Origin of the sequence: Paracoccus angustae (assembly GCF_042648745.1) — a bacterium.
Taxonomy (GTDB): domain Bacteria; phylum Pseudomonadota; class Alphaproteobacteria; order Rhodobacterales; family Rhodobacteraceae; genus Paracoccus; species Paracoccus angustae.
The window spans coordinates 13,708-36,851 of the sequence record NZ_JBHRXY010000027.1; the positions used below are offsets into that span (position 1 = coordinate 13,708).

The following is a 23,144-nucleotide window of genomic DNA, read 5'->3' on the forward strand; positions in this document are numbered from 1 at the left end:
TTCCGCGCATGGCGGGAACCGAAAGCCGTCCGGCTGTTGCCAGGAAGGCACACATGCGGTTTACCCCGCGCGGACTGGAACCAGATCGCCCGATTCAAGGGGGGCGCCATGCCGGGGGAGCTGAAGTGCCAAACGTGACCGACCGCCTGAATGCCTCGCTGGAACGGATCCTGCCCGAAAAGCGCCTGTTCCTGCGGTCCGACGACGATACCCGGTCCGTTCGCCTCCGTCCCTTGACCCAGTTGGCCGCGCTCGGCGGCATCACGCTTGTGTTCGGCTGGACGCTGGTCGCCAGTTCGGTCCTGGCCATCGACGCCATGGGCGCGGGATCGTCCCGCGACGGGATCATCCGCACCCAGGCCGCGTTCGAGGAACGGCTGACCCAGCTTTCCCAGGAACGCGACGCCCGCGCGGCCGAGGCGCTGGCCGCGCAGAACCGCTTCACCGTCGCGCTGGAGCAGGTCTCGCAGATGCAGTCGCAGCTGCTGGCCGCCGAGGAACAGCGCCGCGAGCTGGAGGCCGGGCTGGACGTGGTCCAGTCCTCGCTGCGCGATGCGCGGGCCGGCCGTGACGGGCAGCGGGCGGTGGCCGACGCGGCCGGCACCGATGCGGCAGCCGACCCCGCCCGGCGCGAGGAGGTGACCGCCGCGCTGGACATCGTGACGGGCGAACTGCGCCAGGCCGCCGATGAACGCGCCAGCGCCGTGCAGGAGGCCGAGCAGGCCCGGCAGGCGGTCGAGGAACTGTCGGTCGAGCGCGAGCAGATCCTGGCGCGCAACGATGAAATCCTGACCCAGCTGGAAGACGCCGTAACCATTTCGGTCGAGCCGCTGGATGAGGTGTTCCGGTCCGTGGGCATGAACCCCGAGGACGTGCTGGAAACGATTCGCGAAGGCTATTCCGGCCAGGGCGGCCCGCTGACGCCGATGTCCTATTCGACACGCGGCGACGCGGCCCTGACCAACAGCGAAACCAAGGCCAACCAGATCATCGTCACGCTGGACCAGATGAACACCTATCGCATCGCCATGGAAAAGCTGCCGCTCGCGATGCCGGTCAAGCAGTCCTTCCGCTATACCTCGGGCTTCGGTCGCCGTTGGGGGCGCGCCCACGAGGGCATCGACATGGCCGGGCCGGTCGGCACGCCGGTCCATGCCACGGGCGACGGCGTGGTCACTCATGCGGGCCGGCAGGGCGCCTATGGCAACCTCATCAAGATCGAGCATGAGCTGGGGGTCGAGACCCGCTATGCCCACCTGTCGCGGATTCGCGTGAAGGTCGGCCAAAGGGTGTCGCAAGACGATGTGATCGGTGATATGGGCAATACCGGACGCTCGACCGGGCCGCATCTGCATTACGAGGTGCGCATGAAGGGTCGGGCCGTTGACCCGATGAGCTTCATCAAGGCTGCAAGCAATGTTCAGTAAGACCCGCGTGACCGAGAAACCGCAAACGCCCCCCGCCCCTGGCGCCGCGACCAGCAACCCCGATGCGCCTGCCGCGACCCCCAGCCTCGAGCGGACGGAAACGCCGGTAACGACGCCAGCGCGGCGGTCCGCGCCCTCGGTCCTGTCCTCGGACCTGACGGTTGTGGGCAACATCCGCACCGAAGGCGACATCCAGATCGAGGGCACCGTCGAGGGCGACATCCGCGCCCACCAGCTGGTGATCGGCGAAAGCGCCACCATCCGGGGCGAGATCGTGGGCGACGAGGTGGTGGTGAACGGCCGCGTGGTGGGCCGCGTGCGCGGGCTGAAGGTGCGCCTGACCGCCACGGCGCGGGTGGAAGGCGACATCATCCACAAGACCATCGCCATCGAATCCGGCGCGCATTTCGAAGGCTCGGTCCAGCGGCAGGAAGACCCCCTTGCCAACGGCCCGACCAGGAAGCTGGCCCCGCCCGCGTCCGAGTGACCGCCTTTCCGGGACGCGACGGCCCGTCCTGCGGCGGGCCGTTTTCCGTTGCCGAAACCGCGGATTTTCACCGTCGGCGGCATAAAGCCTCTGCCGATCGGGCAAAATGCGGCGCGGTGGCATGGGCTAGGCTTGGGCCATCTCAACCGGAGGGGGACGCATGAAACTTGTGAGATACGGCGACAAGGGCGCCGAACGGCCGGGACTGCTGGACGCGGACGGCCGGGTGCGCGACCTGTCTGACCACGTGGCGGACATCTCGGGCGCCTGCCTGACCCGCGCGGGGCTCGAGGCGCTGCGCGCGCTGGATCCGGCCCGCCTGCCCCTGGTCGAGGGCACGCCCCAGCAGGATCTGCGCCTTGGCGCCTGCGTGGCCGGGGTGGGCAAGTTCCTGGCCGTGGGCCTCAACTACGCCGACCACGCCGCCGAGGCCGGGATGGAGGTGCCCGCGGAACCCATCCTGTTCACCAAATGGACCAGCTGCATCGCCGGGCCGGACGACGACCTGACCCTGCCGCCGGATTCAATCGCGACGGACTGGGAGGTCGAACTGGGCATCGTCATCGGCGACGGCGGGCGCGACATCGCCCCGGACCGGGCCGCGCGGCACATCGCGGGTTATTGCGTGATCAACGACATCAGCGAACGCGACTGGCAGTTGCGGCGCGGCGGCACCTGGGACAAGGGCAAGGGCTACGACGGATTCGGCCCCGTGGGCCCCTGGCTGGTCACGGCGGACGAGGTTCCCGACCCGCGCGCCCTGCGCCTGTGGCTGGATGTGGACGGCCGCCGCCGCCAGGACGGCACCACCGCGACAATGGTTTTCGGCCCCGAGGAAATCGTGTCCTATGCGTCGCGCTTCACCACGCTGCATCCGGGCGACGTGATCGCCACCGGCACGCCGCCGGGCGTGGGCATGGGGCAAAAGCCGCCGGTCTATCTTCAGCGCGGTCAGGTGATGCGGCTTGGCATAGACGGACTGGGCCAGCAACGGCAAAGGGCGATCTGACATGAGCAAGGCGCGATCCATCCTGATCACCGGCGCGGGCAGCGGCATCGGGCGGGCCACCGCGCGGCGCTTTCTGGAGGCGGGCTGGCGGGTCGCGGTTCTGGGCCGCAGGGCGGACGCCCTGCGCGAAACGGCGGGCGGCAGCCCCGCGCTGATCCTGCCCTGCGACGTCACGAACGAGGGCGCCGTCGACGCGGCCTTCGACCGCGCCCATGCCGAATGGGGGCGGCTGGACGCGCTGTTCAACAATGCCGGGCGCGGGGCGGACCCCGCGACGCCGGACGCGATGGATCCCGGCACCTTCCGCGAGGTGATCGCGGTCAACGTGACCGGGATGTTCCTGTGCGCCCGGGCGGCGTTCCGGCTGATGCGCGCGCAGGATCCGCAAGGCGGGCGGATCATCAACAACGGGTCGATTTCCGCCCATGCGCCGCGTCCCGGGTCGGTCGCCTACACCACCTCGAAGCACGCGGTGACGGGGCTGACCAAGGCGCTGTCGCTGGACGGGCGGCCTTTCGGCATCGCCTGCGGCCAGATCGACATCGGCAACGCCGCGACGGAACTGCTGACCCAGGTCAGCACCAATGCGCCGGACGCGGAACCGCTGATGGACGTGTCGGTGGTGGCCGATGCCGTTCTGCACATGGCGGGCCTGCCCCAGGGCGCGAACGTGCAGTTCATGACGGTGATGGCCACCAACATGCGCTTCATCGGGCGCGGCTAGGCGCGCTTCGGCAAAGGTCGTTTTTCCTGCCGCATCGCGGCGGCGCCATCCGCGCCGCACGGCCCGGCCACATGCGCTTCCCGATCCGGCCCGGGCACCCGCCTGCCCTGATCCCCCGTCACCCGGCGGTAGACGTGCCAGCTTGCATGGCCCAGCACCGGCAGCACGACCAACAGCCCCAGAAAGCCCGGAACGATCGCCGCGAACAGCCAGATCGCGATCAGCGCGGCCCAGACGGCCATGACGCCCGGGTTTTCCGCCACCGCCCGGCAGGAGGCGACGATGGCGGTGACAAAGTCCACCTCGCGCTCCATCAGCAGGGGCAGGCCCACAACCGTGAAGGCGAACAGCACCGCCGCGAACCCGCCGCCCACGACCGTGCCCAGCACCAGCATCGCCAGCCCCCGGCCCTGCAACAGCACCTCGGGCGAGGAGGTGATGTTGGTCAGCGCCGACACGCCCATGAACAGCGCGAAAACCGTGTGGGCGACAAAGACCCAGAACATGAACAACAGCAGGATCACCATCGCCATGGACGGGATCTGGCGCTGGCGCTGTTCGAACACCACCCGCAGGATGCGGGCGGTGTCCAGGGGCTCGCCCGCCTCGATCCGGCGGCTGACCTCGTAAAGGCCGGTGGCGGCAAAGGGGGCGATCAGCGGAAAGCCCAGGATGAAGGGGATCAGCCACCAGTCCCGCCCCGAGGCGAAGGCGACCGAGGCCAGGGCCCAGCCGCCCAGCACATAGAAGGCCGAAAAGATCAGCCCGAAGGCCGGCGCGCGGCGGAAGTCGCGCCAGCCCAGGGTCAGCGCGTCGGACAGATCCGGCAAGCCGATGCGGCGGGGTTCGGGGATTTTGTCGGGACCGGCGTGGCGGTCGCGCGCGGGCAGGTCGGATCGGGTCAAGGATCCCTCCGGTCGAAAGTGGCGCGCGTTCGGATGGATGCTATCAGCGCATCGGATCGCCGCAAGCCTTATGCGCGGTAACGGTCCGCCAAGGCCTGCGCCACCGGAGGCGTCACGAATTTCGATACGTCGCCGCCAAGCCGCGCGATCTCCTTGACCAGCTTCGAGGCGATGGCCTGGCGGCGGGCATCGGCCATCATGAACACCGTCTCGATGCTGGCGTCCAAGGCCCGGTTCATGCCGACCATCTGGAATTCGTATTCGAAGTCGGCCACCGCGCGCAGCCCGCGCACGATCACCTGCGCGCCCACGTCGCGGGCGCAGTCGATCAGCAGGTTCTCGAACGGGTGGACCACGATCTCGCCGCCGGTGCGGGTCGCGATCTGGTCGCATTCGGCCTGCACCATCGCCACCCGATCCTCCAGCCCGAACAAGGGGGACTTGTCGCGGTTGATGGCGACGCCGATGACAAGCCGGTCCACCAGCGCCATGGCGCGCTGGATGATGTCGACATGGCCCAGCGTGATCGGATCAAAGGTGCCGGGATAAAGACCGATGCGCATGAACGGGCGCCCTTATGCTTGCCTGCCCCGCAGGGAAAGCGGATTCCTGTGGAGATTGCAAGCGTTTGCGGGCGGCCCTCAGGCGCCCATGATCATGCCGGTCAGCGCCTCCTTCTCGGCCGCGAGTTCCTTCAGCCGCCCGCTGACCGCATCGCCGATGGACACCACGCCCAGCATGTTGCCGTCGCCGTCGACAACCGGCAGATGGCGGAACCGGCCCTGAGTCATGCGTTCCAGGATCACCAGGGCGTCGTCGCCCACCGTGCAGGTCTGCACGTCGCGGGTCATCACCTCGGCCAGGGGGGTGGACAGCACGCCGGGACCGTGGGTGCCGAGCTGGCGCACGATGTCGCGTTCCGAAAGAATTCCCTGCGGCTTTTTCCCGTCGTCCGACACCACAACCGCGCCGATGCGCTGTTCGGCCAGCATCTTCACCGCATCGCCCAGGGTGGCGTCGGGGCGGATGGTCACGATCGTCTGCGCCTCGATCCCCGGCTTGCCCGAGCTGGATTTCATCGACAGCAACTGATTGACGAGCATGGTGCATCCTCCGGTGGCGATTGTGCTTGAAACCATCCTTTTCCCGGAATCGTGATCCGTCAAGTGCGACGAAGCAGCGATTCAAGGCGCGCGACCTCGGCCCGCAGGCCTTGCGCCAGCAGGTCGGCCAGCAGCGACAGCCGGCGCGAGGCGCGGTCGTCGGCATGACGGATCAGCCAGAAGCTGCGCTTCAACGCGATGCGGTCGGGCAGCACCAGTTCGACGCCCGGCGCGAAGGGGATGGCGAAATCGTGCACGATCCCCACCCCCGCCCCGGCCCGGATCGCCTGCATCTGCACCGAAACCGAATTGGAGGTGACCGCCGCCGACTGGACCCCGGTTTCGGACAGGTAATCCAGTTCCCGGTCGAAGATCATGTCGGGAATGTAGCCGATCATCCGGTGGTGCCGCAGGTCCGCCAGCTCGCGGATCGGCGGGGCGGCGCACAGGTAATCGGCATGCGCGGCCAGGTGCAGGTGGTAATCGGTCAGCCGCTGAACCGTCAGCCGCCCCGTGTCGGGTGGCGAGACGGCCACCGCCATGTCGGCTTCCCGCTTGGTCAGGTTCACCACGCGCGGCAGGGCGACGATCTGGATTTCCAGCCCCGGATGGGCGGCGCACAGATCCCGCGCCACCTGCGGCAGCAGGTAATTCGCGCAACCGTCGGGCGCGCCGATGCGCAGCTGCCCGGTCAGCCCGGCCTCGCGCCGCACGGCCTCGGCGGCGGCGCTGGCACCCTGCTCGGCGGCCTCGGCAGGGGCGACCAGCCGTGCGCCCTCGGCGGTCAGGGCGTAGCCCTGCGGGGTCTTGGCGAACAGCGCGGCGCCCACCGAGGCTTCCAGACGGGCGATCCGGCGGCCGACGGTGGATGCGTCCATGCCAAGCCTGCGCCCCGCGCCCGACAGGCTTTCGGTCCGGGCCACGGCCAGGAAAATGCGCAGATCGTCCCAATCCATCCGCTGCCTTTGCATGATCGCAAAACGTCTTTGCCATCCTTCCCCTTTATCCGGCAATTCCGCAAGGCTAGGGTGCGCGCAACCAAGGAGGATGCGATGAAAGAAATTCACCACTGGATCGACGGCCAGGAACACAAGGGCGCCTCGGGCCGGTTCAGCGATGTCTTCAACCCCGCCACGGGCGAGGTTCAGGCCCGCCTGTCCCTGGCCACCAAGGCCGAACTTGACCACGCCGTCGAACGCGCGGCGGTGGCCCAGGTGAAATGGGGCGCGACCAACCCGCAGCGCCGCGCCCGCGTGATGATGGAGTTCGTGCGCCTGATCAACCGCGACATGGACAAGCTGGCCGAGGTGCTGTCCTCCGAACACGGCAAGACCATCCCCGACGCCAAGGGCGACGTGCAGCGCGGGCTCGAGGTGATCGAGTTCTGCATCGGCGCGCCGCATCTGCTGAAGGGAGAGTTCACCGACAGCGCCGGGCCGGGCATCGACATGTATTCCATGCGCCAGCCCCTTGGCGTGGTGGCGGGCATCACGCCCTTCAACTTTCCGGCAATGATCCCCTTGTGGAAGCTGGGTCCGGCCCTTGCCGCCGGGAACGCGATGATCCTGAAGCCGTCCGAACGCGACCCCTCGGTTCCGCTGATGCTGGCGCAGCTTCTGCAAGAGGCGGGCTTGCCCGACGGCGTGTTGCAGGTCGTCAACGGCGACAAGGACAGCGTGGACGCGATCCTGGACAACCCGGTCATCCAGGCGGTGGGTTTCGTTGGATCGACGCCGATCGCGCAGTACATCTATGAACGCGCGGCGGCCACCGGCAAGCGGGCGCAGTGCTTCGGCGGCGCCAAGAACCACATGATCATCATGCCCGACGCCGACCTGGACCAGGCGGCGGATGCGCTTGTCGGGGCGGGCTATGGCGCGGCGGGCGAACGCTGCATGGCGATCTCGGTCGCGGTGCCGGTGGGCGAAAAGACCGCGGATGCCCTGATCGAACGCCTGATCCCCCGGATCGAGAAGCTGAAGGTCGGTCCCTACACGGCGGGCAACGACGTGGATTACGGCCCGGTCGTGACGGCCGCGGCCAAGCAGAACATCCTGCGGCTGGTGCAGTCGGGCATCGACCAGGGCGCGGAACTGGTTGTGGACGGCCGCGACTTCAACCTGCAAGGCTACGAGAACGGCTTTTTCGTCGGCCCGCACCTGTTCGACCGCGTGACCCCCGACATGGACATCTACAAGACCGAGATCTTCGGCCCGGTCCTGTCCACCGTCCGCGCCGGTTCCTACGAGGAAGCCATCGGCCTGGCGATGAGCCACGAATACGGCAACGGCACCGCGATCTATACCCGCGACGGCGACACCGCCCGCGATTTCGCCAGCCGCATCAACATCGGCATGGTGGGCATCAACGTGCCGATCCCGGTGCCCTTGGCCTATCACACCTTCGGCGGCTGGAAGAAATCCGGCTTCGGCGACCTGAACCAGCACGGCCCCGATGCCTTCCGCTTCTACACGCGGACCAAGACGGTCACGGCCCGCTGGCCGTCCGGCATCAAGGAAGGCGGCGAGTTCAACTTCCGCGCCATGGACTGAAACGGAAAAGGGCGGGGAAATCCCCGCCCTTTCGCCATGCCGCGCAGCCGGTCAGCCCTGCCTGCGGCGGCGCACCATCGCCAGACCGCCCAGTCCCGCCAGCATCAGGATGCCGGCAGCCGGCAGCGGCACGGGCGCCACGTCGATGTCGTTGAAGCGCAGGTTGCCCTTGAACACGCCGGTTCCCGACGTTCCCAGCGTGCTGTCGACGATCTTCAGGAAGCTGATGTTCCGGAAGGCGCTGTTGCCGGAAAAATCCAGAACATAGCCCGTGTTGATCTGGATCGTCTGGCCGCCGGCGGCCGATCCGATCCCGTAGGAGGTCGAGCCGTGGTCGGTCACCAGCGTGATCGGCCTGCCCGTGACAAGGCTGATCCACATGCCGGCGAGATCGAACTGCCCGCCGCCGACGCGCCTCAGCGTCGATTCCGCGAACTGGTTTTCCGAACCGCAAGGCTTGGAGCCGGTGTCGCAATGGGCCCGCACCACCCGCACCTTGTCAAAGGTGAACCCGTCTTCGACATAGCCGGTATGCGTCCCAAGCGAGGCGCCGTCGAAATTGATGACCGCGGCCGAAGCCCCGGCAGCAGGCATGGCCATCAGAATGGCGAAAGCCATCCTCCGCAGAATTTTCATTGAACCACCAACTTGTTAACGATACCCGAACTGCGCCACCCATAGCGGTTGAGTTGCGCAGACAAAAGCTGTTTGTTTGGCCAGGATCCCCTGCAAAACAGACAAACGGGGCGCCGCCGGCGCCAGGCCTTTCCGGCCATCCCTGCCGTGGCGGCGACAACGATTGACTTTCCTCGCGAAAACACCACTGTTGCAGGAAATCCTCACCCTTCGGACATTCGGGGCCTGGTGCCCCGCCCTTGCGCGGCCCCGCGGTGTTTGATCCCTTGTGGCACACCAGCAGCAGGCGACCCATGTCCGAAGATCCCGGCTTCACCCTTGGCATCGAAGAGGAATACCTGCTTGTCGATCCCGCGACGGGCGGGCTTGCGCCTGCCCCCGAGGCGCTGATGGCCGAGTGCAAGGCGGCCCTGGGCGACGCCTTCAGCCCCGAATTCCTGCGCTGCCAGGTCGAGGTGGGCACCCCGGTTTCCGCCACCATCGCCGATGCGCGCGGCCATCTGGCGCATCTGCGGCGGACGGTGGCGCAGGTCGCCGCGAATCACGGGCTGGCGCCGATCTCGGCCTCGTGCCACCCTTTCGGGGACTGGCGCGAGCAGCACCACACCGACAAGGACCGGTATCACCAGCTGTCGCGCGACATGGCGGCGGTGTCGCGGCGGATGCTGATCTGCGGGATGCATGTCCATGTGGGGATCGGGTCGCCCGCGCAGCGCATCGACCTGATGAACCAGATGACCTATTTCCTGCCGCATCTGCTGGCGCTGTCGGCATCCAGCCCCTTCTGGCAGGGCAGCGACACGGGGCTGGCGTCCTATCGCACCACCGTTTTCGGCGGCATGCCCCGCACCGGCCTGCCCCCGCAATTCGGCAGCTGGGACGACTTCGACCGGTCCGTCCGCGCGCTGACCGACCTGGGGGTGATCGAGGACAGCTCCAAGATCTGGTGGGATCTGCGCCCCTCGTCGCGCTTTCCGACGCTGGAAACGCGGGTCTGCGACGCCTCGCCGCGCCTGGACGACACGATCACGCTGGCCGCGCTGATCCAGGCCACGCTGCGGATGCTGTGGCGCCTGTCGCGCCAGAACCAGCGGTGGCGCCAATACGACAGCTTTCTCATCGCCGAGAACCGCTGGCGCGCCGCGCGCCACGGCATGACGGAAGGCCTTGTCGACTTCGGCGCCGGACGGATCATTCCCTTTGCCCAGGTCGTCGAGGAGTGGCTGGCCCTGATCGCCCCCGACGCCGACGCCCTGGGCAGCCAGCCCCCCGTCGCCCGGACCCGCGAGATGGTGGCGACGGGCGGATCCGCCGCCCGCCAGCGCGCCGTCCTGTCGCGCGCCACCGCCGCGGGCGCCACGCGGGACGAAGCGATGCGCGAACTGGTCCGCCACCTGGTGCAGGAATTCCATCAGGGCCTGTGACTGCGGCCTTGCGATCGGGGCCTTGCGACCGCGACCTTGTGACCGGGGCCTCCGGCAGGCTTGCCAAGGCGCCGCATCCGGGGCAATTAAACGCATGTTCAATTTCTGGGAGGGGATGGAACATGGACTTCGCCTTGACCGAGGAACAGGGGGCCATCTTCGACATGGCCCGCGATTTCGGCCGGGACCGCATCGCGCCCCATGCCCGCGCGTGGGAGGCGCAGGGCACCATTCCGCGCGATCTGTGGGCCGACGTGGCCGCGCTTGGCTTCGGCGGGCTTTACGTGGCCGAGGATCACGGCGGCGCGGGCCTGTCGCGCCTGGACGGAACCCTGGTCTTCGAGGCGCTGGCGATGGCCTGCCCTTCAGTCGCGGCCTTTCTGTCGATCCACAACATGTGCGGCGGCATGATCGACAGGTTCGGGTCCGAGGGGTCCAGGGCCCGCTGGCTGCCGGGGCTGTGCAGCATGGAAACGATCTTCAGCTATGCCCTGACCGAACCGGGCAGCGGATCGGACGCCGCCGCCCTGCGCACCCGCGCCGACCGCACCGAGGCGGGCTGGCGGCTCAACGGGACCAAGGCCTTCATCTCGGGCGGGGGCTATTCGGACGCCTATATCGCCATGGTCCGCACCGGAGGTGACGGTCCCCGGGGCATCAGCGCGGTGATCGTGCCGGACGGCGCTCCCGGTCTGTCCTTCGGCGCGCCCGAGGACAAGATGGGCTGGCGCGCCCAGCCCACCGCGCAGGTGCAGTTCGACGACTGCGGCATTCCCGCCGACAACCTGCTGGGCGAGGAAGGGCGCGGCTTCGCCTATGCCATGGCGGGGCTGGACGGGGGTCGGCTGAACATCGCCGCCGCCGCGCTTGGCGGGGCGCAGGCGGCGCTGGACGCGACGCTGGCCTATATGGGGGAACGGCGCGCCTTCGGGCAAAGCCTCGACCGGTTCCAGGCCTTGCAGTTCCGCCTGGCCGAGATGGAAACGGCGCTGCAATCGGCGCGCGTCTTTTTGCGCCAGGCGGCGTGGAAGCTTGACAGCGGCGCGCCGGATGCGACCAAGTTCTGCGCGATGGCCAAGCTGCACGTCACCGACCGGGCCTTCGAGGTCGCGAACGGCTGCCTGCAACTGCACGGCGGTTACGGCTATCTGGCCGACTACGGGATCGAGAAGATCGTGCGCGACCTGCGCGTCCACCAGATCCTGGAAGGCACGAACGAGATCATGCGCCTGATCGTTGCCCGGACGATGCTGGCCGAACGGGGAAACCGATGAACGACCTGAACATCCGCAAGTCCGGCCGCGCCGGGCGCATCACCTTTGCCCGGCCCAAGGCGCTCAACGCGCTGAGCCACGACATGGCCCTGGCGATCCACCGGGCGCTGGACGACTGGCGCGACGACGCCGATGTCGAACTGGTCATCATCGACGCCGAAGGGGACCGCGCGTTCTGCGCGGGCGGCGACATCGCGGCGGTTTATCGCGCCGGGCTTGCGGGCGATCACGCCCTGGGGCAGCGGTTCTTCGCGGACGAATACCGCATGAACGCGGCGATCGCCGACTACCCCAAGCCCATTGTCGCCTTCATGGGAGGCTTCGTGATGGGCGGCGGCGTGGGCGTGGGCGGGCATGCCAGCCACCGCATCGTGGGCGACAGCACCCTTATCGCCATGCCCGAATCCGGCATCGGCCTGATTCCCGACGTGGGCGGGACGTGGCTTCTGTCCCGCGCGCCGGGGCGGATCGGGGAATACCTGGCGCTGACCGGCGCGCGGATGGGCGCGGGCGATGCGATCCACGCGGGCTTTGCCGACACCTACCTGCCCGAATCGCAATGGCCCGACCTGATCGCCCGGCTCGAGGCCACCGGCGATCTGTCCCTGATCGAAGGCGAGGACGCACCTTCCGCCCCCCTGCGGACCCGCGACCTGTCGGCCTTTGCCCAGGACACGGTGGCCGACATCGTGGACGCGCTGGAACAGGCAGGCGATGCGCAGACCCTGAAGGTTCTGGCGGCCAATTCGCCCTTGTCCATGGCCGCGGGGTTGGCGATGGTGCGCGCCGCGCGGGGGGACCGGCGGATGCAGGATTCGCTTGCCCGCGAATACCGCTTCACCTATCGCGCCACCCAGAACAGCGACTTCCTGGAAGGCGTGCGCGCGCAGATCATCGACAAGGACCGCAAGCCCTGGTGGATGGCCGACGCCAGTCCCGCCCATGTGGCCGCGATCCTGGCGCCCTTGGGACCGCATGAACTGACCCTGGAGGAACCGGCATGAAGATCGCCTTTATCGGCCTTGGCAACATGGGCGCGCCCATGGCGCAGAACCTTGTCCGCGCCGGCCACCAGGTCGCGGGCTTCGACACCGCCGCCCGGCCCGAGGGCCTGACGCTTGCCGACAGCGCCGCCGCCGCCGCCGCCGACGCGGACGTGGTCATCGCCATGCTGCCCAACGGCGACATCCTGCGCGCGGTGGCGGCTGAGGTCATCCCGGCGATGAAGCCCGGCGCGGTCTTCTGCGATTGCTCGACCGTCGATGTGGACAGCGCCCGCGCCGTGGCGGACCAGGCGCGGGCGGCGGGGCTGGACGCGCTGGACGCGCCGGTCTCGGGTGGGGTGGGCGGCGCCCGGGCGGGCACGCTGACCTTCATGGTGGGCGGGCCGGAGGGGGCGTTCGCCGCCGTCAAGCCGCTGTTCGACATCATGGGCCGGAAGGCCGTCCACTGCGGCGCGTCCGGCGCGGGCCAGGCGGCGAAAATCTGCAACAACATGATCCTGGGCGTCACCATGATCGCCACCTGCGAAGCCTTCGCCCTGGCCGACAAGCTGGGCCTGGACCGCCAGAAGATGTTCGACGTGGTGTCCACCTCGTCGGGGTCCAGCTGGTCGATGAACAACTATTGCCCCGCGCCGGGGGTGGGACCGGAATCGCCCGCCGACAACGGCTACAAGCCCGGCTTCGCCGCCGAACTGATGCTCAAGGACTTGAACCTGGCGCAGGCCGCCGCGGCCTCGGCCGGGGCCGACACGCCGATGGGCGCGCTGGCGCGGCAGCTTTACCGGCAGTTCGTCGAGGACGAAGACGGGCGGGGCCGCGACTTTTCGGCAATGTTGCCACGCTTCGTCGAAAAAAACCGCTAGACGGGCGGAACCCTGTGCGGCGGGCGGAACTTGCGTTGCCCCAGGCAGGTTTCACCCCCAAGATCGACAGCGCCAGACGAGACGACCATGACCCCGAAGCCATCACTGATCCTGTCCGTCCTGGCGGCGGCCGTTGTGGTCGTGTTTTCAGCCAACCTTTCCCCGCAGGCGCAGGGCACTCCGCAGCAGCCCCCCCGGGCGGAAGCCCGCGTTCTGTCGCCCGGCGACGTGCTGAAGGCCGACGAGGTTGATTTCATCGAACACCCCGGCCATTACGGCCTCGGCTCGGAGCTGCGCGGCAGCCGCTATGCCATATCGGAAGGCTATCTGGTCAGGGTCGATCCGAACAACCTGCAAGTCCAGTCCGTGCTGCGCGGCAATGTCCGCCCGATGGACTGATCCCGCCTGCGGGACGGGGTGGAGCGGGTGATGGGAATCGAACCCACGTATTCAGCTTGGAAGGCTGCTGCTCTACCATTGAGCTACACCCGCATGGGCGACGGTATAGGCGAGGGGCGCGCGGCGCGCAACCGTCATCGACGCCTTTCGAAGAACCCCCGCAGCAGCGCCCTTGCCTGGTCGGCGCCCAGGCCGTCATAAACCTGGGGCCGGTGGTGGCATTGCGGGTGGCGGAACACCCGCGCGCCATGCTCCACCCCGCCCATGCGCTTGTCGCCGGCGCCGTAATACAGCCGCCCGATCCGGGCGGCCGAAATGGCCGCGGCGCACATCGCGCAGGGCTCCAGCGTGACCCATAGGTCATGGCCGGGCAGCCGTTCGGACCCGGCGGCCCGGCAGGCTTCGCGGATCGCCAGGATCTCGGCATGCGCGGTGGGGTCCGACAGTTCCCGCGTGCGGTTGCCCGCCGCCGCCACGACGCGCCCGTCCGGGGCCACGACAACCGCGCCCACCGGCACCTCGCCCCGAAGGGCTGCGGCCCTTGCCTCGGCCAGGGCACGCTCCATATGAGAGGTGAAGCGGATCATGCACCGCTTGTCGCAAGGGCGCCGCTGCCGCGCAAGTCGCCCTTTCCTTGGGTCCGCGCTTTCGCTAGAAGCGCGGCTTTGCCACCGCAGCGATGCGCAGGAGATCGCCATGACCGACGACGCCACCCCTTCCCCGGCACCGACCCCCGCCCCCAGACCCGAGCAATCCCCCGACCGCATCGCCAAGGTGATGGCCCGCGCCGGCGTCGCCAGCAGGCGAGAAGCCGAACGCATGATCCTGGAAGGCCGGGTCACGGTGAACGGCAAGAAGATCGACAGCCCCGCGCTGGACGTGCTGCCCTCCGACCGCATCACCGTGGACGGCAAGAAGCTGGACGAACCGCAGGAAACGCGGCTGTGGCTGTATTACAAGCCGCTGGGACTGGTGACCACCGAATCCGACGAAAAGGGCCGCCAGACGGTGTTCGACGCCCTGCCCCGCGACCTGCCGCGCGTGATGACGGTCGGGCGGCTGGACCTGACATCCGAAGGGCTGCTGCTTTTGACCAACGACGGCGAACTGAAGCGGCGGCTGGAACTGCCCTCGACCGGCTGGCTGCGGCGCTATCGCGTGCGGGTGAACGGCACGCCCAACGATGCGACCTTTGCCCCGCTGCGCCGGGGCGCCACCATCGAGGGCGAGGATTTCGCCCCCATGGAGATCAAGCTGGACAGCCAGCAGGGCGCGAACGCCTGGCTGACCGTCGGCATCCGCGAAGGCCGGAACCGCGAAATCCGCCGCGCCATGGCCCATGTGGGCTTGCAGGTGAACCGGCTGATCCGCATCGGATATGGCCCCTTCAAGCTGACCGGCATGGAAAAGAACGAGGTGGTCGAGGTCAAGCGCCGCGTGCTGCGCGACCAGCTGGGCGGGCTGCTGACCGGCGAGGAGACCGCGCCCAAGGACCGCGCGATGCGGCCGCGCGGCGCCGAAGGCCCCCGCAAGCCGCGCAGCGAGGATGGCGCCGCGCCGCGCCGCGTCTTCCGCACGGGCGGGGGCGAGGAAGGCGAAGGCCGCTTCGCCCGCAAGCCCGCCGGTCCGCGCGACGACGCGGACCGCCCGGCCCGGCCCTGGGGGAACAGGCCTTCGGGTGACAGGCCCTCGGGTGACAGGCCCGGCAAGTCCCGCTTTGGCGGCGACGATGCCGGCCGGCCGCGTTTCGGCGGCAAGCCCCGCCCCGCGCACGAGGATGGGGATCGTCCGGCGCGGGCCTGGTCCGGCAAGCCCCGCCCCGAGGGCGCCGAGGACCGTCCGCGCTTCGCCAAGCCCGCGCGCGACGGTCAGGACGGCAAGCCCGGCCACAAGCCGCGCGGCGACAGGCCGGAAGGCGGCTTCAAGCCTCGCGGCGACAGGTCCGAGGGCGAGCGCGGCTTCAAGCCGCGCGGGGACCGTTCCGAAGGCGGCTTCAAGCCGCGCGGCGAGAGGGCGGACGGCGAACGCAGCCACAAGCCGCGCGGCGACAAACCGGAAGGCGGGTTCAAGCCCCGCGGCGACAGGTCCGGGGGCGAACGCGGCTTCAAGCCCAGGGGCGAGGGAAAGCCCGGCGGGGACCGCAAGCCCTTCGGCAAGCCGGGCGGGCCGAAAGCGGCGCGCGGCGGCGGGGATGCCCGGTTCGGCGACAAGCCGGGCGGGCGTCCTGCGGGCAAGCCGGGCGGCCGTCCAGGGGGCCGTCCAGGGGGCCGTCCTGCGGGCAAGCCGCGCGGGTGATCCGCCTGCCCCGGGGCCGCGCCCTTGCGCGGCCGGGGACGGACCCTACTTCGTCAGGATCAGTTTGCCCGCGCGGGTGATCCGCAGCTGATAGATCTGGTCGTCGAGGATGATCAGCGCCTGGTTTCCGCCCCGCGTCAGGGCCGTCGCGTCATGCTGCGGAATGCGCGACAGGACGCTGGTCGCGGGTTGCTGGAAATCGGCGGGGCGCGCTGCGGTCATGGTCAGCCTCTTGGGGTTAAGCCTTCGTCCCCGGAAATCTGACAAAATTGCTTTGGAATGTCAAAGTAATTTAGTCGGAAATCTTCGGCTGCCGAGTGATGCGGAAGAAAAACCAGCCGGACCGGACGCTTAACGTTCCGACAGGCAGCTGTCGATGGTGTCAGCCATGTCCCGCATCAGGGCGAAATAAAGATCGGGCCCCGGGCTGGCGTTGCCCCCTTCGGGCGACAGTTCCTTGCCCATGCGCACATCGGATCCCTCGATCGCCGCCTGAACCAGCGTCGGATCGCCGCCGTATTCGGGAAAGGCGCAGGCCGCCCTTGTCGCCGCGATCTCGGTTCGGATGGCCGACAGGCGCGCGGCGGACGGCGTGCTGGCATCCCCCAGCGAGACCGCGATGGCCGGGCGCAGCCCGTAATGGTCGGTGAAATAGCCGTAGGCGTCGTGGACAACGACAAGGCTGGCGTCCTTGTGCGGGGCAAGCTGCGCTTGCAGGCCGGCGTCCAGGTCGGCGATGCGCTGGCCCGCCCGGGCCGCGTTGCGCGCATAGGCCTCGGCATTGCCGGGATCCTTTTGCGCCAGAACCCCGGCGATCGCCGTCAGCCAAAGCCGCGCGTTGGCCGGATCCAGCCAGGCATGGGGGTCGATGCCGCCGTGGTCATGGCCGTGATCGCGATCGTGGTCATGCCCGTGATCCTCGTCATAGCCGCGCAGATGCGTCCCCGGCACGTCCAGCAGGCGAAGCTGCGCCACCCCCTCGGCCAGCGATGCGGCAGAGCGGTCCAGCCAGGGCGTCAGCTCCGGCCCGGTCCAGACCAGCAGCCCCGCCTCCTGCAAGCCCCGCGCGTCCGACGGGCGCATCTGGTGGTGATGCGCGCTGGCCCCCTGCGGCAGCAGCACCTGCACGGGCGCCCCCTCGCCCATCACCTGCTGGACCAGCGACGCGGTGACGGGCGTATCCACCACGACCTGCGGGGGCTCGGCCCGGACCGGGGCGGCGGCCAGAACGGCCAGGGCGGAAAGCATGATGCGCATCGGATGTCCCTTGTTCGTCGATTGCAGGGCCGTTCCTTTTCATGTTACATGATAACAAGTCAACCCGGATGTGATAAAGTAACGACATTGACCCAGCAGAACGCCAACACGACCCCGGCCTTCGCCCCCCACGACCATCGCGCCTGCGCGGCGCGCGCCCTGGACGAGGCTGCGGACCGGCTGGCCGAACAGGGCGGCCGGATGACCCCCGTGCGCCGCCGCACGCTGGAGATCCTGCTGGAATCGCACCGCGCCCTGGGCGCCTACGAGGTGCTGGACCGCCTTGCCGCCGAGGGCTTCGGCCGTCAGCCGCCCGTGGCCTATCGGGCGTTGGAATTCCTGGTGGAACACGGCCTTGCGCATCGCTTGCAGCGGTTGAACGCCTTTGCGGCCTGCCTGCATCCCGGCCATGACCATGCGCCCGCCTTTCTGATCTGCCGGGCCTGCGACAAGCTGGCCGAACTGCCCGCCGCCCCCGTGCGCGGCGCCCTGTCCGATCTGGCGGCGGAAACCGGCTTTGCGGTCGAGCGCGTCACCATCGAGGCCCTGGGCCTCTGCCCCGCCTGCGCCGAGACCCCCGGAGCGGGGGCATGAGCGCGCTGATCGAGGCCCATGGCCTGACCGTCCTGCGTCCCGGCGGCCGCGACACGGTTCTGCAAGGCGTGGACTTCCGCATCGACCCGCAGGAAATCGTCACCGTTGTCGGCCCGAACGGGTCGGGCAAGTCCTCGCTGATCCGGGCGCTGCTGGGGCACATGCCCCTGGCGGCGGGCCGGGTGACGCGCAGGGCGGGGCTGCGCATCGGCTATGTCCCGCAGCGCGTGCAGGTGGACACGACCATTCCCATGACCGTGCGGCGTTTCCTGTCCCTGCCCCGCCGGGTTTCCGACGGTGTCGCGGCAAGGGTTCTGGCCCGCACCGGGGTCGAGGGCGTCGGGGCGCGCCAGCTGACGCAGCTGTCCGGCGGCCAGTTCCAGCGCGTGCTGCTGGCCCGCGCGCTGCTGCACGGCCCGCATCTGCTGGTGCTGGACGAGCCGACGCAGGGCTTGGACCAGCCCGGCATCGTCGCCTTCTACAAGCTGATCGAGGAGGTGCGCCGCCAGACCGGCGCGGCGGTGCTGATGGTCAGCCACGACCTGCTGGTGGTGATGCGGGCGTCCGACCGGGTGATCTGCCTCAACGGCCATGTCTGCTGCGAGGGCACCCCCCAGCATGTCAGCTCGGCCCCCGAATACCGCGCGCTGTTCGGCGCGGGATCCGAAGGCACGCTGGCGCTTTACCGGCACCGCCATGACCACGATCACGATCACGACCGCGACCGCGACGCGGCCTGCCTGCATCCGCGCCGCCAGTCCGGGGCATCCTGATGCTGGACGACTTCTTCGTCCGCGCCGTTCTGGCGGGGCTTGGCGTTGCCGCGGCGGCGGGGCCTTTGGGCAGCTTCGTGATCTGGCGGCGCATGGCCTATTTCGGCGATTCGACCGCCCATGCGGCGATCCTGGGGGTGGCGGTCAGCCTGGCCTTCAACGCCTCGATCTATGCGGGGACGCTGCTGGTGGCGCTGGCGATGGCGCTGGCCGTGTCGGCCTTGACCGCGCGCGGGCAGGCGATGGACACGGTTCTGGGCGTCCTGTCCCATTCCGCCCTGGCCGTCGGGCTGGTGGCGATCAGCTTCGTGCCGCAGGCCCGGTCGGACCTGTCGGCCTATCTGTTCGGCGACATCCTGGCCGTGGGCCGCGCCGACCTGGCGCTGATCTGGGCGGGCGCCGCCGGGGTGCTGGCCTTGCTGGCCTGGCGATGGCAGCGGCTGCTGACCGCATCCGTGAACGAGGAACTGGCGATGGCCGCCGGGATCGACCCCCGCGCCGAACGCATGATCCTGTCGCTGGCCCTGGCGGTTGTGGTCGCGCTGTCGATTCGCGTCGTCGGCTCGCTGCTGATTTCGGCGATGCTGATCGTGCCCGCCGCGGCGGCGCGTGGATTGTCGCGCACCCCCGAACGGATGGCCGGCAATGCCACGCTGATCGCGGCCTTTGCCGTGCTGGCGGGCCTGTCGGCCAGCCTGCGCCTGGACACGCCCGCAGGTCCCTCGATCGTCAGCGCCGCCGCCGCGATCTTTGCGGTTTCGCAGGCCTTCCGACGCGCCTAGTGCAGGATTGCCACACCCGTCCGGGGCCGCCGTTTTCCCCCGGAACCGGACGTGCCAAAGGGTGTTGGCCAATATGCAACAGTCGGCACAAGCCCGCGACGGATTTGAATCAATGCGGCTTTCAAACCCCTGGGGATTGTGCAACTGTCGCCTCGATGTTGCCGGTGACGGCAGCCTTCAACGAAACGGAGCATGATCATGACCAAATTCGCTACCTTCGCTGCCGCTCTCGGCCTGACCGCTTCGTCGGCTCTGGCCGGTGGCTATGTCGCCCCCGTCGTCGACGTTGAGCCTGTTGTTGTGGAAGAGCGTCCCGCTTCGACCAACGCTGGCCTGGTTGTCCCGGCCCTGCTGCTGCTGGGCGTCATCGCCGCCGTTGCTTCGGACGACGACGACAGCTGATTTCTGAACGGAACCTCGGTTCTGTCAGGTATAAAGGGCTGGCCTTGGGCCAGCCCTTTTCCGTTGAAGGCTCGACACCGGACGGGCGGGGGCGTAGCATCGGGCCATGCGGCCAACGCGGGGTGATCATGCGCCGGCTTCCGATCCTGGTTCTGCTTGCCATCCCGGGCGCGGCGCCGGCCCAGACCCAGACCGAGGACGGGCTTGGCCTTGTCGAACGCGGCCTCGGCATCATCGCCGAAAACCTGTGGAGCGAGCTTGGCCCCGACCTGAACCGCCTGGGCCGGGACATGGGCGGCGCCCTGGCCGGTCTTGCCCCGGTGCTGGAGGATCTGGCCGTGCTGGTCGATGACCTGGGCAATTACGACCCGCCCCAGCGGCTGGAGAACGGCGACATCCTGATCCGCCGCAAGGCCGACGCCCCGCCCCCGCCTCGGCTTGGGGAATCGCCGCGCGGCCCAGGCGACCCGGCCCTGCCCCGGGTTCCGGTCGATCCCGACCAGCCTGAAATCCCGTTGTGATCCCCGTGGAGCGCGCCGCGGTCCCTGGCCCTGGTCCCGGCCGCGCAGGACACAAGGAGATGGGATGATGTCGGACCTGATTGCGGCCCAGGCCACGGATGTGTTCCGCATCGGCCTGCTGATCGTGCTGATGCTGACGGCGCTGCGCAACCGCCCGGTCACGGGGATGCTGCTGCCGTTGGCGGCGGGGGCGGTCTTCGTGGCCGTCATCATCCCGCTGACCGGCGTCACGGCCCGGCCCGAGCCGCTGGCCGCGCAGATCGCGGCCGGGCTGGCGGTGAATGCCGTTTATCTCGGCATCGGACTGGCCGCCTGGATGCTGTGGCAGGGCCGCGGCGGATAAGCGCCGGACCTCTCAAGAGGGTCCGCAACGCCGCGGAGCGAGGTTCAACTGGGCAGCCGCGACATCTCGGCGCGCAGAAGCCCGACGATCTCGCTGCCCGACATGCCGGGCAGCATCACGTCCAGCAACACCAGGTCGGGGCGCTGGTCGCGGATGGCGGTCAGAACCGCGGCGCCTTCGGACAGGCGGGAATGGGCATGGCCGTCGCGGACCAGCAGGGATCCAGCGCGACGGCGATGTTGTCACCGTCCTCGACAACAAGAACCCTGGCCATGGACTGCGCCTTCCCGATCCGAAACGGTGACGGCGGGCCGGGGTGATCCGGCCCGCCCTTGTGCGGGAATCAGACGTTGTCGTCCGCGAAGATGTCCTTCTTGTGGCTGTCGTTCGGCACGAAGATGGTGCCGATGATCACCGTCATCGCCGCGATCACGATGGCATACCACAGGCCCGCATAGATGTTGCCGGTCTGGGCCGAGATCGCGAAGGCGGTCGCCGGCAGCAGGCCGCCGAACCAGCCGTTGCCGATGTGGTAAGGCAGCGACAGGCCGGAATAGCGGATGCGGGTGGGGTACAGTTCCACCAGTTGCGCGGCGATGGGGCCGTAGACCATCGTCACCAGCACGATCAGATAGGTCAGGATCAGCACGATCTGGATGTTCTGGGCGTTGAGGATGTCGAAGAAATGGTCGGCCCTGGCGACGGTCGTGTTGTCCGCCGCCGTCAGCGGATAGCCCGCCGCCGTCAGCGCGGCGTTGATCTCCGCCGTGAAGCGGGCTTTTTCCGCCGCCAGGGCATCGCCCGTCAGCGCGTTGGCGTCATAGGACTGCACAACCGTGTCGCCCACCTTGACCGAGGCCACTGTGCCCGCCGGCGCATCCACGGTTTCCGAATTGACCGAGGATTTCGACAGCGTCGCCTTGACGATGTCGCAGCTGTTGTTGAACTGCGCGGTGCCCACCGGGTTGAACTGGAAGGAACAGTCCTCGGGGGCGGCGGTGACCGTCACGGGGATCTGCTGGGCGGCGTGCAGCGCGGGGTTCGCGACCGCCGTCAGCATCGGGAAGACCCACATATAGGTCGCGGCGGCCAGGGCGCAGCCGCCCAGGATGATCGGCTTGCGGCCGATGCGGTCCGACAGCGATCCGAAGAAGATGAAGCCCGCCGTGCCCAGGATCAGCGACCAGGCCACGAAGACGTTGGCGCTGAACTGGTCCACCTTGATCACGTTCTGGATGAAGAACAGCGCGTAGAACTGGCCCGAATACCAGACCACCGCCTGCCCCGCCGTCAGCCCCAGCAGCGCGATCAGGGCGATCTTGCCGTTGCGCCAGTTGCCGAAGGCTTCCTTCAGCGGCGCCTTGGACTGCGCGCCTTCCTGCTTCATCTTCTTGAAGGCGGGCGATTCGTTCATCTGCAAGCGGATGTAGAGAGAGATCAGCAGCAGAAAGACCGAACCCAGGAACGGGATGCGCCAGCCCCAGGCCTTGAACGGCTCCAGCATGACCTGCGCGCCGGCGGCGTCCAGCAGCGGCTGGCCGTCAAGCCCGACCTGCGGCACCGCCGGATAGTTGGCGTTCACATAGGACGTGACCAGCAGGATCACCACCAGCGACAGCAGCAGCCCCAGCGTGGCGGTTGTCTGGATGAACGAGGTGAAATAGCCGCGCTGGCCCTGCGGCGCGTGTTCGGCCACATAAACCGCCGCCCCGCCGTATTCGCCGCCAAGCGCCAGGCCCTGCAACATCCGCAGCGCGATCAGGAGGATCGGCGCGGCGATGCCCCAGGACGCGTATCCCGGCAGCAGGCCGACCAGAAAGGTCGAGAAGCCCATGATCAGGATCGTGGCCAGAAAGGTGTATTTCCGGCCGATCAGATCGCCCAGGGCGCCGAACACCAGCGCGCCAAAGGGCCGCACCAGAAAGCCCGCCGCGAAAGCCAGCAGCGCGAAGACGTTGCGCGTCGATTCGGGAAAGGCCGTGAAGAACTGCGCCCCGATGATCGAGGCCAGCGAACCGTAAAGGTAGAAGTCGTACCATTCGAAGATGGTGCCCGCGGACGAGGCCAGGATGACCTTCTTTTCCTCGGATGTCATGGGACGCGAACGGGTCGTCACGTCGGGCGATGCGTAAGCCATCGATCCTCCTCCTGTTGAGCCGGCCGGTGGGCTGGCGTGGGGTTCCGACGGTCAAGCCTTCTCCGGTCGCGTTTTTCGTCAAAACGCGTTCGGGGGATCGCTCGTCGGGCCGGTCTGGCGGCACCCGGTTCCTCCTGCCCGGAGGCCGCCTTTTCATTGCGGGCTCCAGGCCCTGCGCGCCTTTACCGGTTCATGCGGTTGGCGATGAGGTCGTCGACCACTTCGGGTTCGGC

The 23,144-nt window shown here is 68.7% G+C and carries 27 protein-coding genes and 1 tRNA gene; 17 read left to right on the forward strand and 11 right to left on the reverse strand.

Annotated features, from left to right (window positions below):
- Positions 1-134: 134 nt before the first annotated feature.
- From ACFOM8_RS18260 to ACFOM8_RS18275, 4 genes are all read left to right on the forward strand, one after another.
- Positions 135-1,427 carry a DUF5930 domain-containing protein gene (locus ACFOM8_RS18260; protein ID WP_377763629.1) on the forward strand — a complete coding sequence of 431 codons (1,293 nt, stop codon included), beginning with the start codon at positions 135-137 and terminating at the stop codon, positions 1,425-1,427.
- Positions 1,417-1,914: a bactofilin family protein gene (locus tag ACFOM8_RS18265; protein WP_377763631.1), complete on the forward strand. Its 498-nt coding sequence runs from the start codon at positions 1,417-1,419 to the stop codon at positions 1,912-1,914. Before ACFOM8_RS18260 ends, ACFOM8_RS18265 begins: the two co-directional genes overlap by 11 nt.
- A gap of 160 nt (positions 1,915-2,074) precedes the next feature.
- A complete protein-coding gene (locus tag ACFOM8_RS18270) occupies positions 2,075-2,923 on the forward strand; it encodes a fumarylacetoacetate hydrolase family protein (RefSeq protein WP_377763633.1) in 849 nt (282 codons plus the stop codon).
- A 1-nt stretch (position 2,924) separates the two neighbouring features.
- Positions 2,925-3,647 (forward strand): SDR family oxidoreductase, encoded by a 723-nt coding sequence (locus ACFOM8_RS18275; RefSeq protein ID WP_377763634.1) that lies wholly within the window; start codon positions 2,925-2,927, stop codon positions 3,645-3,647.
- Here the strand turns inward: ACFOM8_RS18275 and ACFOM8_RS18280 are convergent.
- From ACFOM8_RS18280 to ACFOM8_RS18295, 4 genes are all read right to left on the reverse strand, one after another.
- Complete coding sequence (locus tag ACFOM8_RS18280; protein ID WP_377763636.1) at positions 3,644-4,552, reverse strand: DUF2189 domain-containing protein; 909 nt, start codon at positions 4,550-4,552, stop codon at positions 3,644-3,646. The genes ACFOM8_RS18275 and ACFOM8_RS18280 overlap by 4 nt on opposite strands.
- A gap of 68 nt (positions 4,553-4,620) precedes the next feature.
- On the reverse strand, positions 4,621-5,115 hold the full coding sequence (gene coaD, locus ACFOM8_RS18285; protein WP_377763637.1) for a pantetheine-phosphate adenylyltransferase: 495 nt from the start codon (positions 5,113-5,115) through the stop codon (positions 4,621-4,623).
- Positions 5,116-5,193: 78 nt separating this feature from the next.
- On the reverse strand, positions 5,194-5,655 hold the full coding sequence (locus ACFOM8_RS18290) for a CBS domain-containing protein (protein ID WP_377763639.1): 462 nt from the start codon (positions 5,653-5,655) through the stop codon (positions 5,194-5,196).
- Between the two features lie 59 nt (positions 5,656-5,714).
- The gene (locus tag ACFOM8_RS18295) at positions 5,715-6,611 is read right to left on the reverse strand and encodes a LysR family transcriptional regulator (RefSeq protein WP_377763640.1); all 897 of its coding nucleotides are present in this window, start codon (positions 6,609-6,611) and stop codon (positions 5,715-5,717) included.
- A 96-nt stretch (positions 6,612-6,707) separates the two neighbouring features.
- Here ACFOM8_RS18295 and ACFOM8_RS18300 point away from each other — a divergent pair, with 96 nt between their 5' ends.
- Positions 6,708-8,207: a CoA-acylating methylmalonate-semialdehyde dehydrogenase gene (locus tag ACFOM8_RS18300; RefSeq protein WP_377763642.1), complete on the forward strand. Its 1,500-nt coding sequence runs from the start codon at positions 6,708-6,710 to the stop codon at positions 8,205-8,207.
- Positions 8,208-8,258: 51 nt separating this feature from the next.
- On the opposite strand, the gene ACFOM8_RS18305 is transcribed toward ACFOM8_RS18300, so the two are convergent.
- Positions 8,259-8,825: a VPLPA-CTERM sorting domain-containing protein gene (locus ACFOM8_RS18305; RefSeq protein ID WP_377763643.1), complete on the reverse strand. Its 567-nt coding sequence runs from the start codon at positions 8,823-8,825 to the stop codon at positions 8,259-8,261.
- Positions 8,826-9,136: 311 nt separating this feature from the next.
- On the opposite strand from ACFOM8_RS18305, the gene ACFOM8_RS18310 reads away from it, so the two are divergent.
- The 5 genes from ACFOM8_RS18310 to ACFOM8_RS18330 all read left to right on the forward strand — a co-directional run bounded on the left by ACFOM8_RS18310 (position 9,137) and on the right by ACFOM8_RS18330 (position 13,807).
- Complete coding sequence (locus ACFOM8_RS18310) at positions 9,137-10,267, forward strand: carboxylate-amine ligase (protein ID WP_377763645.1); 1,131 nt, start codon at positions 9,137-9,139, stop codon at positions 10,265-10,267.
- A gap of 122 nt (positions 10,268-10,389) precedes the next feature.
- The gene (locus tag ACFOM8_RS18315) at positions 10,390-11,541 is read left to right on the forward strand and encodes an acyl-CoA dehydrogenase family protein (protein WP_377763647.1); all 1,152 of its coding nucleotides are present in this window, start codon (positions 10,390-10,392) and stop codon (positions 11,539-11,541) included.
- Positions 11,538-12,545, forward strand: a complete 1,008-nt coding sequence (locus ACFOM8_RS18320) for an enoyl-CoA hydratase/isomerase family protein (protein WP_377763648.1) — start codon at positions 11,538-11,540, stop codon at positions 12,543-12,545. The genes ACFOM8_RS18315 and ACFOM8_RS18320 overlap by 4 nt, the downstream gene beginning before the upstream one ends.
- Positions 12,542-13,408 carry a 3-hydroxyisobutyrate dehydrogenase gene (gene mmsB, locus ACFOM8_RS18325; RefSeq protein ID WP_377763650.1) on the forward strand — a complete coding sequence of 289 codons (867 nt, stop codon included), beginning with the start codon at positions 12,542-12,544 and terminating at the stop codon, positions 13,406-13,408. Before ACFOM8_RS18320 ends, mmsB begins: the two co-directional genes overlap by 4 nt.
- An 87-nt stretch (positions 13,409-13,495) precedes the next feature.
- Entirely contained in the window at positions 13,496-13,807 is a 312-nt protein-coding gene (locus tag ACFOM8_RS18330; protein WP_377763651.1) for a hypothetical protein, read from the forward strand.
- 19 nt (positions 13,808-13,826) lie between these two features.
- On the opposite strand, the gene ACFOM8_RS18335 is transcribed toward ACFOM8_RS18330, so the two are convergent.
- Both ACFOM8_RS18335 and ACFOM8_RS18340 read right to left on the reverse strand, forming a co-directional pair.
- A tRNA-Gly gene (locus ACFOM8_RS18335) sits at positions 13,827-13,900 on the reverse strand.
- A gap of 41 nt (positions 13,901-13,941) precedes the next feature.
- Positions 13,942-14,391, reverse strand: coding sequence for a nucleoside deaminase (locus ACFOM8_RS18340; RefSeq protein WP_377763667.1), 450 nt, complete (start codon positions 14,389-14,391; stop codon positions 13,942-13,944).
- Positions 14,392-14,503: 112 nt separating this feature from the next.
- Here ACFOM8_RS18340 and ACFOM8_RS18345 point away from each other — a divergent pair, with 112 nt between their 5' ends.
- The gene (locus ACFOM8_RS18345) at positions 14,504-16,102 is read left to right on the forward strand and encodes a pseudouridine synthase (RefSeq protein WP_377763653.1); all 1,599 of its coding nucleotides are present in this window, start codon (positions 14,504-14,506) and stop codon (positions 16,100-16,102) included.
- A gap of 45 nt (positions 16,103-16,147) precedes the next feature.
- Here ACFOM8_RS18345 and hemP read toward each other — a convergent pair whose 3' ends face one another.
- The gene (hemP, locus tag ACFOM8_RS18350) at positions 16,148-16,324 is read right to left on the reverse strand and encodes a hemin uptake protein HemP (RefSeq protein ID WP_207468930.1); all 177 of its coding nucleotides are present in this window, start codon (positions 16,322-16,324) and stop codon (positions 16,148-16,150) included.
- 129 nt (positions 16,325-16,453) lie between these two features.
- The gene (locus ACFOM8_RS18355; RefSeq protein ID WP_377763654.1) at positions 16,454-17,359 is read right to left on the reverse strand and encodes a zinc ABC transporter substrate-binding protein; all 906 of its coding nucleotides are present in this window, start codon (positions 17,357-17,359) and stop codon (positions 16,454-16,456) included.
- 87 nt (positions 17,360-17,446) lie between these two features.
- Here ACFOM8_RS18355 and ACFOM8_RS18360 point away from each other — a divergent pair, with 87 nt between their 5' ends.
- The 6 genes from ACFOM8_RS18360 to ACFOM8_RS18385 all read left to right on the forward strand — a co-directional run bounded on the left by ACFOM8_RS18360 (position 17,447) and on the right by ACFOM8_RS18385 (position 20,774).
- Positions 17,447-17,953, forward strand: a complete 507-nt coding sequence (locus tag ACFOM8_RS18360; protein ID WP_377763656.1) for a Fur family transcriptional regulator — start codon at positions 17,447-17,449, stop codon at positions 17,951-17,953.
- Entirely contained in the window at positions 17,950-18,726 is a 777-nt protein-coding gene (locus tag ACFOM8_RS18365; RefSeq protein ID WP_377763658.1) for a metal ABC transporter ATP-binding protein, read from the forward strand. The genes ACFOM8_RS18360 and ACFOM8_RS18365 overlap by 4 nt, the downstream gene beginning before the upstream one ends.
- The gene (locus ACFOM8_RS18370) at positions 18,726-19,508 is read left to right on the forward strand and encodes a metal ABC transporter permease (protein ID WP_377763659.1); all 783 of its coding nucleotides are present in this window, start codon (positions 18,726-18,728) and stop codon (positions 19,506-19,508) included. The genes ACFOM8_RS18365 and ACFOM8_RS18370 overlap by 1 nt, the downstream gene beginning before the upstream one ends.
- A 192-nt stretch (positions 19,509-19,700) precedes the next feature.
- Complete coding sequence (locus ACFOM8_RS18375; RefSeq protein ID WP_377763661.1) at positions 19,701-19,910, forward strand: hypothetical protein; 210 nt, start codon at positions 19,701-19,703, stop codon at positions 19,908-19,910.
- Between the two features lie 128 nt (positions 19,911-20,038).
- A complete protein-coding gene (locus ACFOM8_RS18380) occupies positions 20,039-20,431 on the forward strand; it encodes a hypothetical protein (protein WP_377763662.1) in 393 nt (130 codons plus the stop codon).
- A 67-nt stretch (positions 20,432-20,498) separates the two neighbouring features.
- Positions 20,499-20,774 carry a hypothetical protein gene (locus ACFOM8_RS18385; RefSeq protein WP_377763664.1) on the forward strand — a complete coding sequence of 92 codons (276 nt, stop codon included), beginning with the start codon at positions 20,499-20,501 and terminating at the stop codon, positions 20,772-20,774.
- A 44-nt stretch (positions 20,775-20,818) separates the two neighbouring features.
- Here the strand turns inward: ACFOM8_RS18385 and ACFOM8_RS18390 are convergent, their stop codons facing one another.
- Both ACFOM8_RS18390 and ACFOM8_RS18395 read right to left on the reverse strand, forming a co-directional pair.
- Complete coding sequence (locus tag ACFOM8_RS18390; protein ID WP_377763669.1) at positions 20,819-20,959, reverse strand: response regulator; 141 nt, start codon at positions 20,957-20,959, stop codon at positions 20,819-20,821.
- Between the two features lie 158 nt (positions 20,960-21,117).
- Complete coding sequence (locus ACFOM8_RS18395) at positions 21,118-22,911, reverse strand: MFS transporter (protein ID WP_377763666.1); 1,794 nt, start codon at positions 22,909-22,911, stop codon at positions 21,118-21,120.
- Positions 22,912-23,144 lie beyond the last annotated feature (233 nt).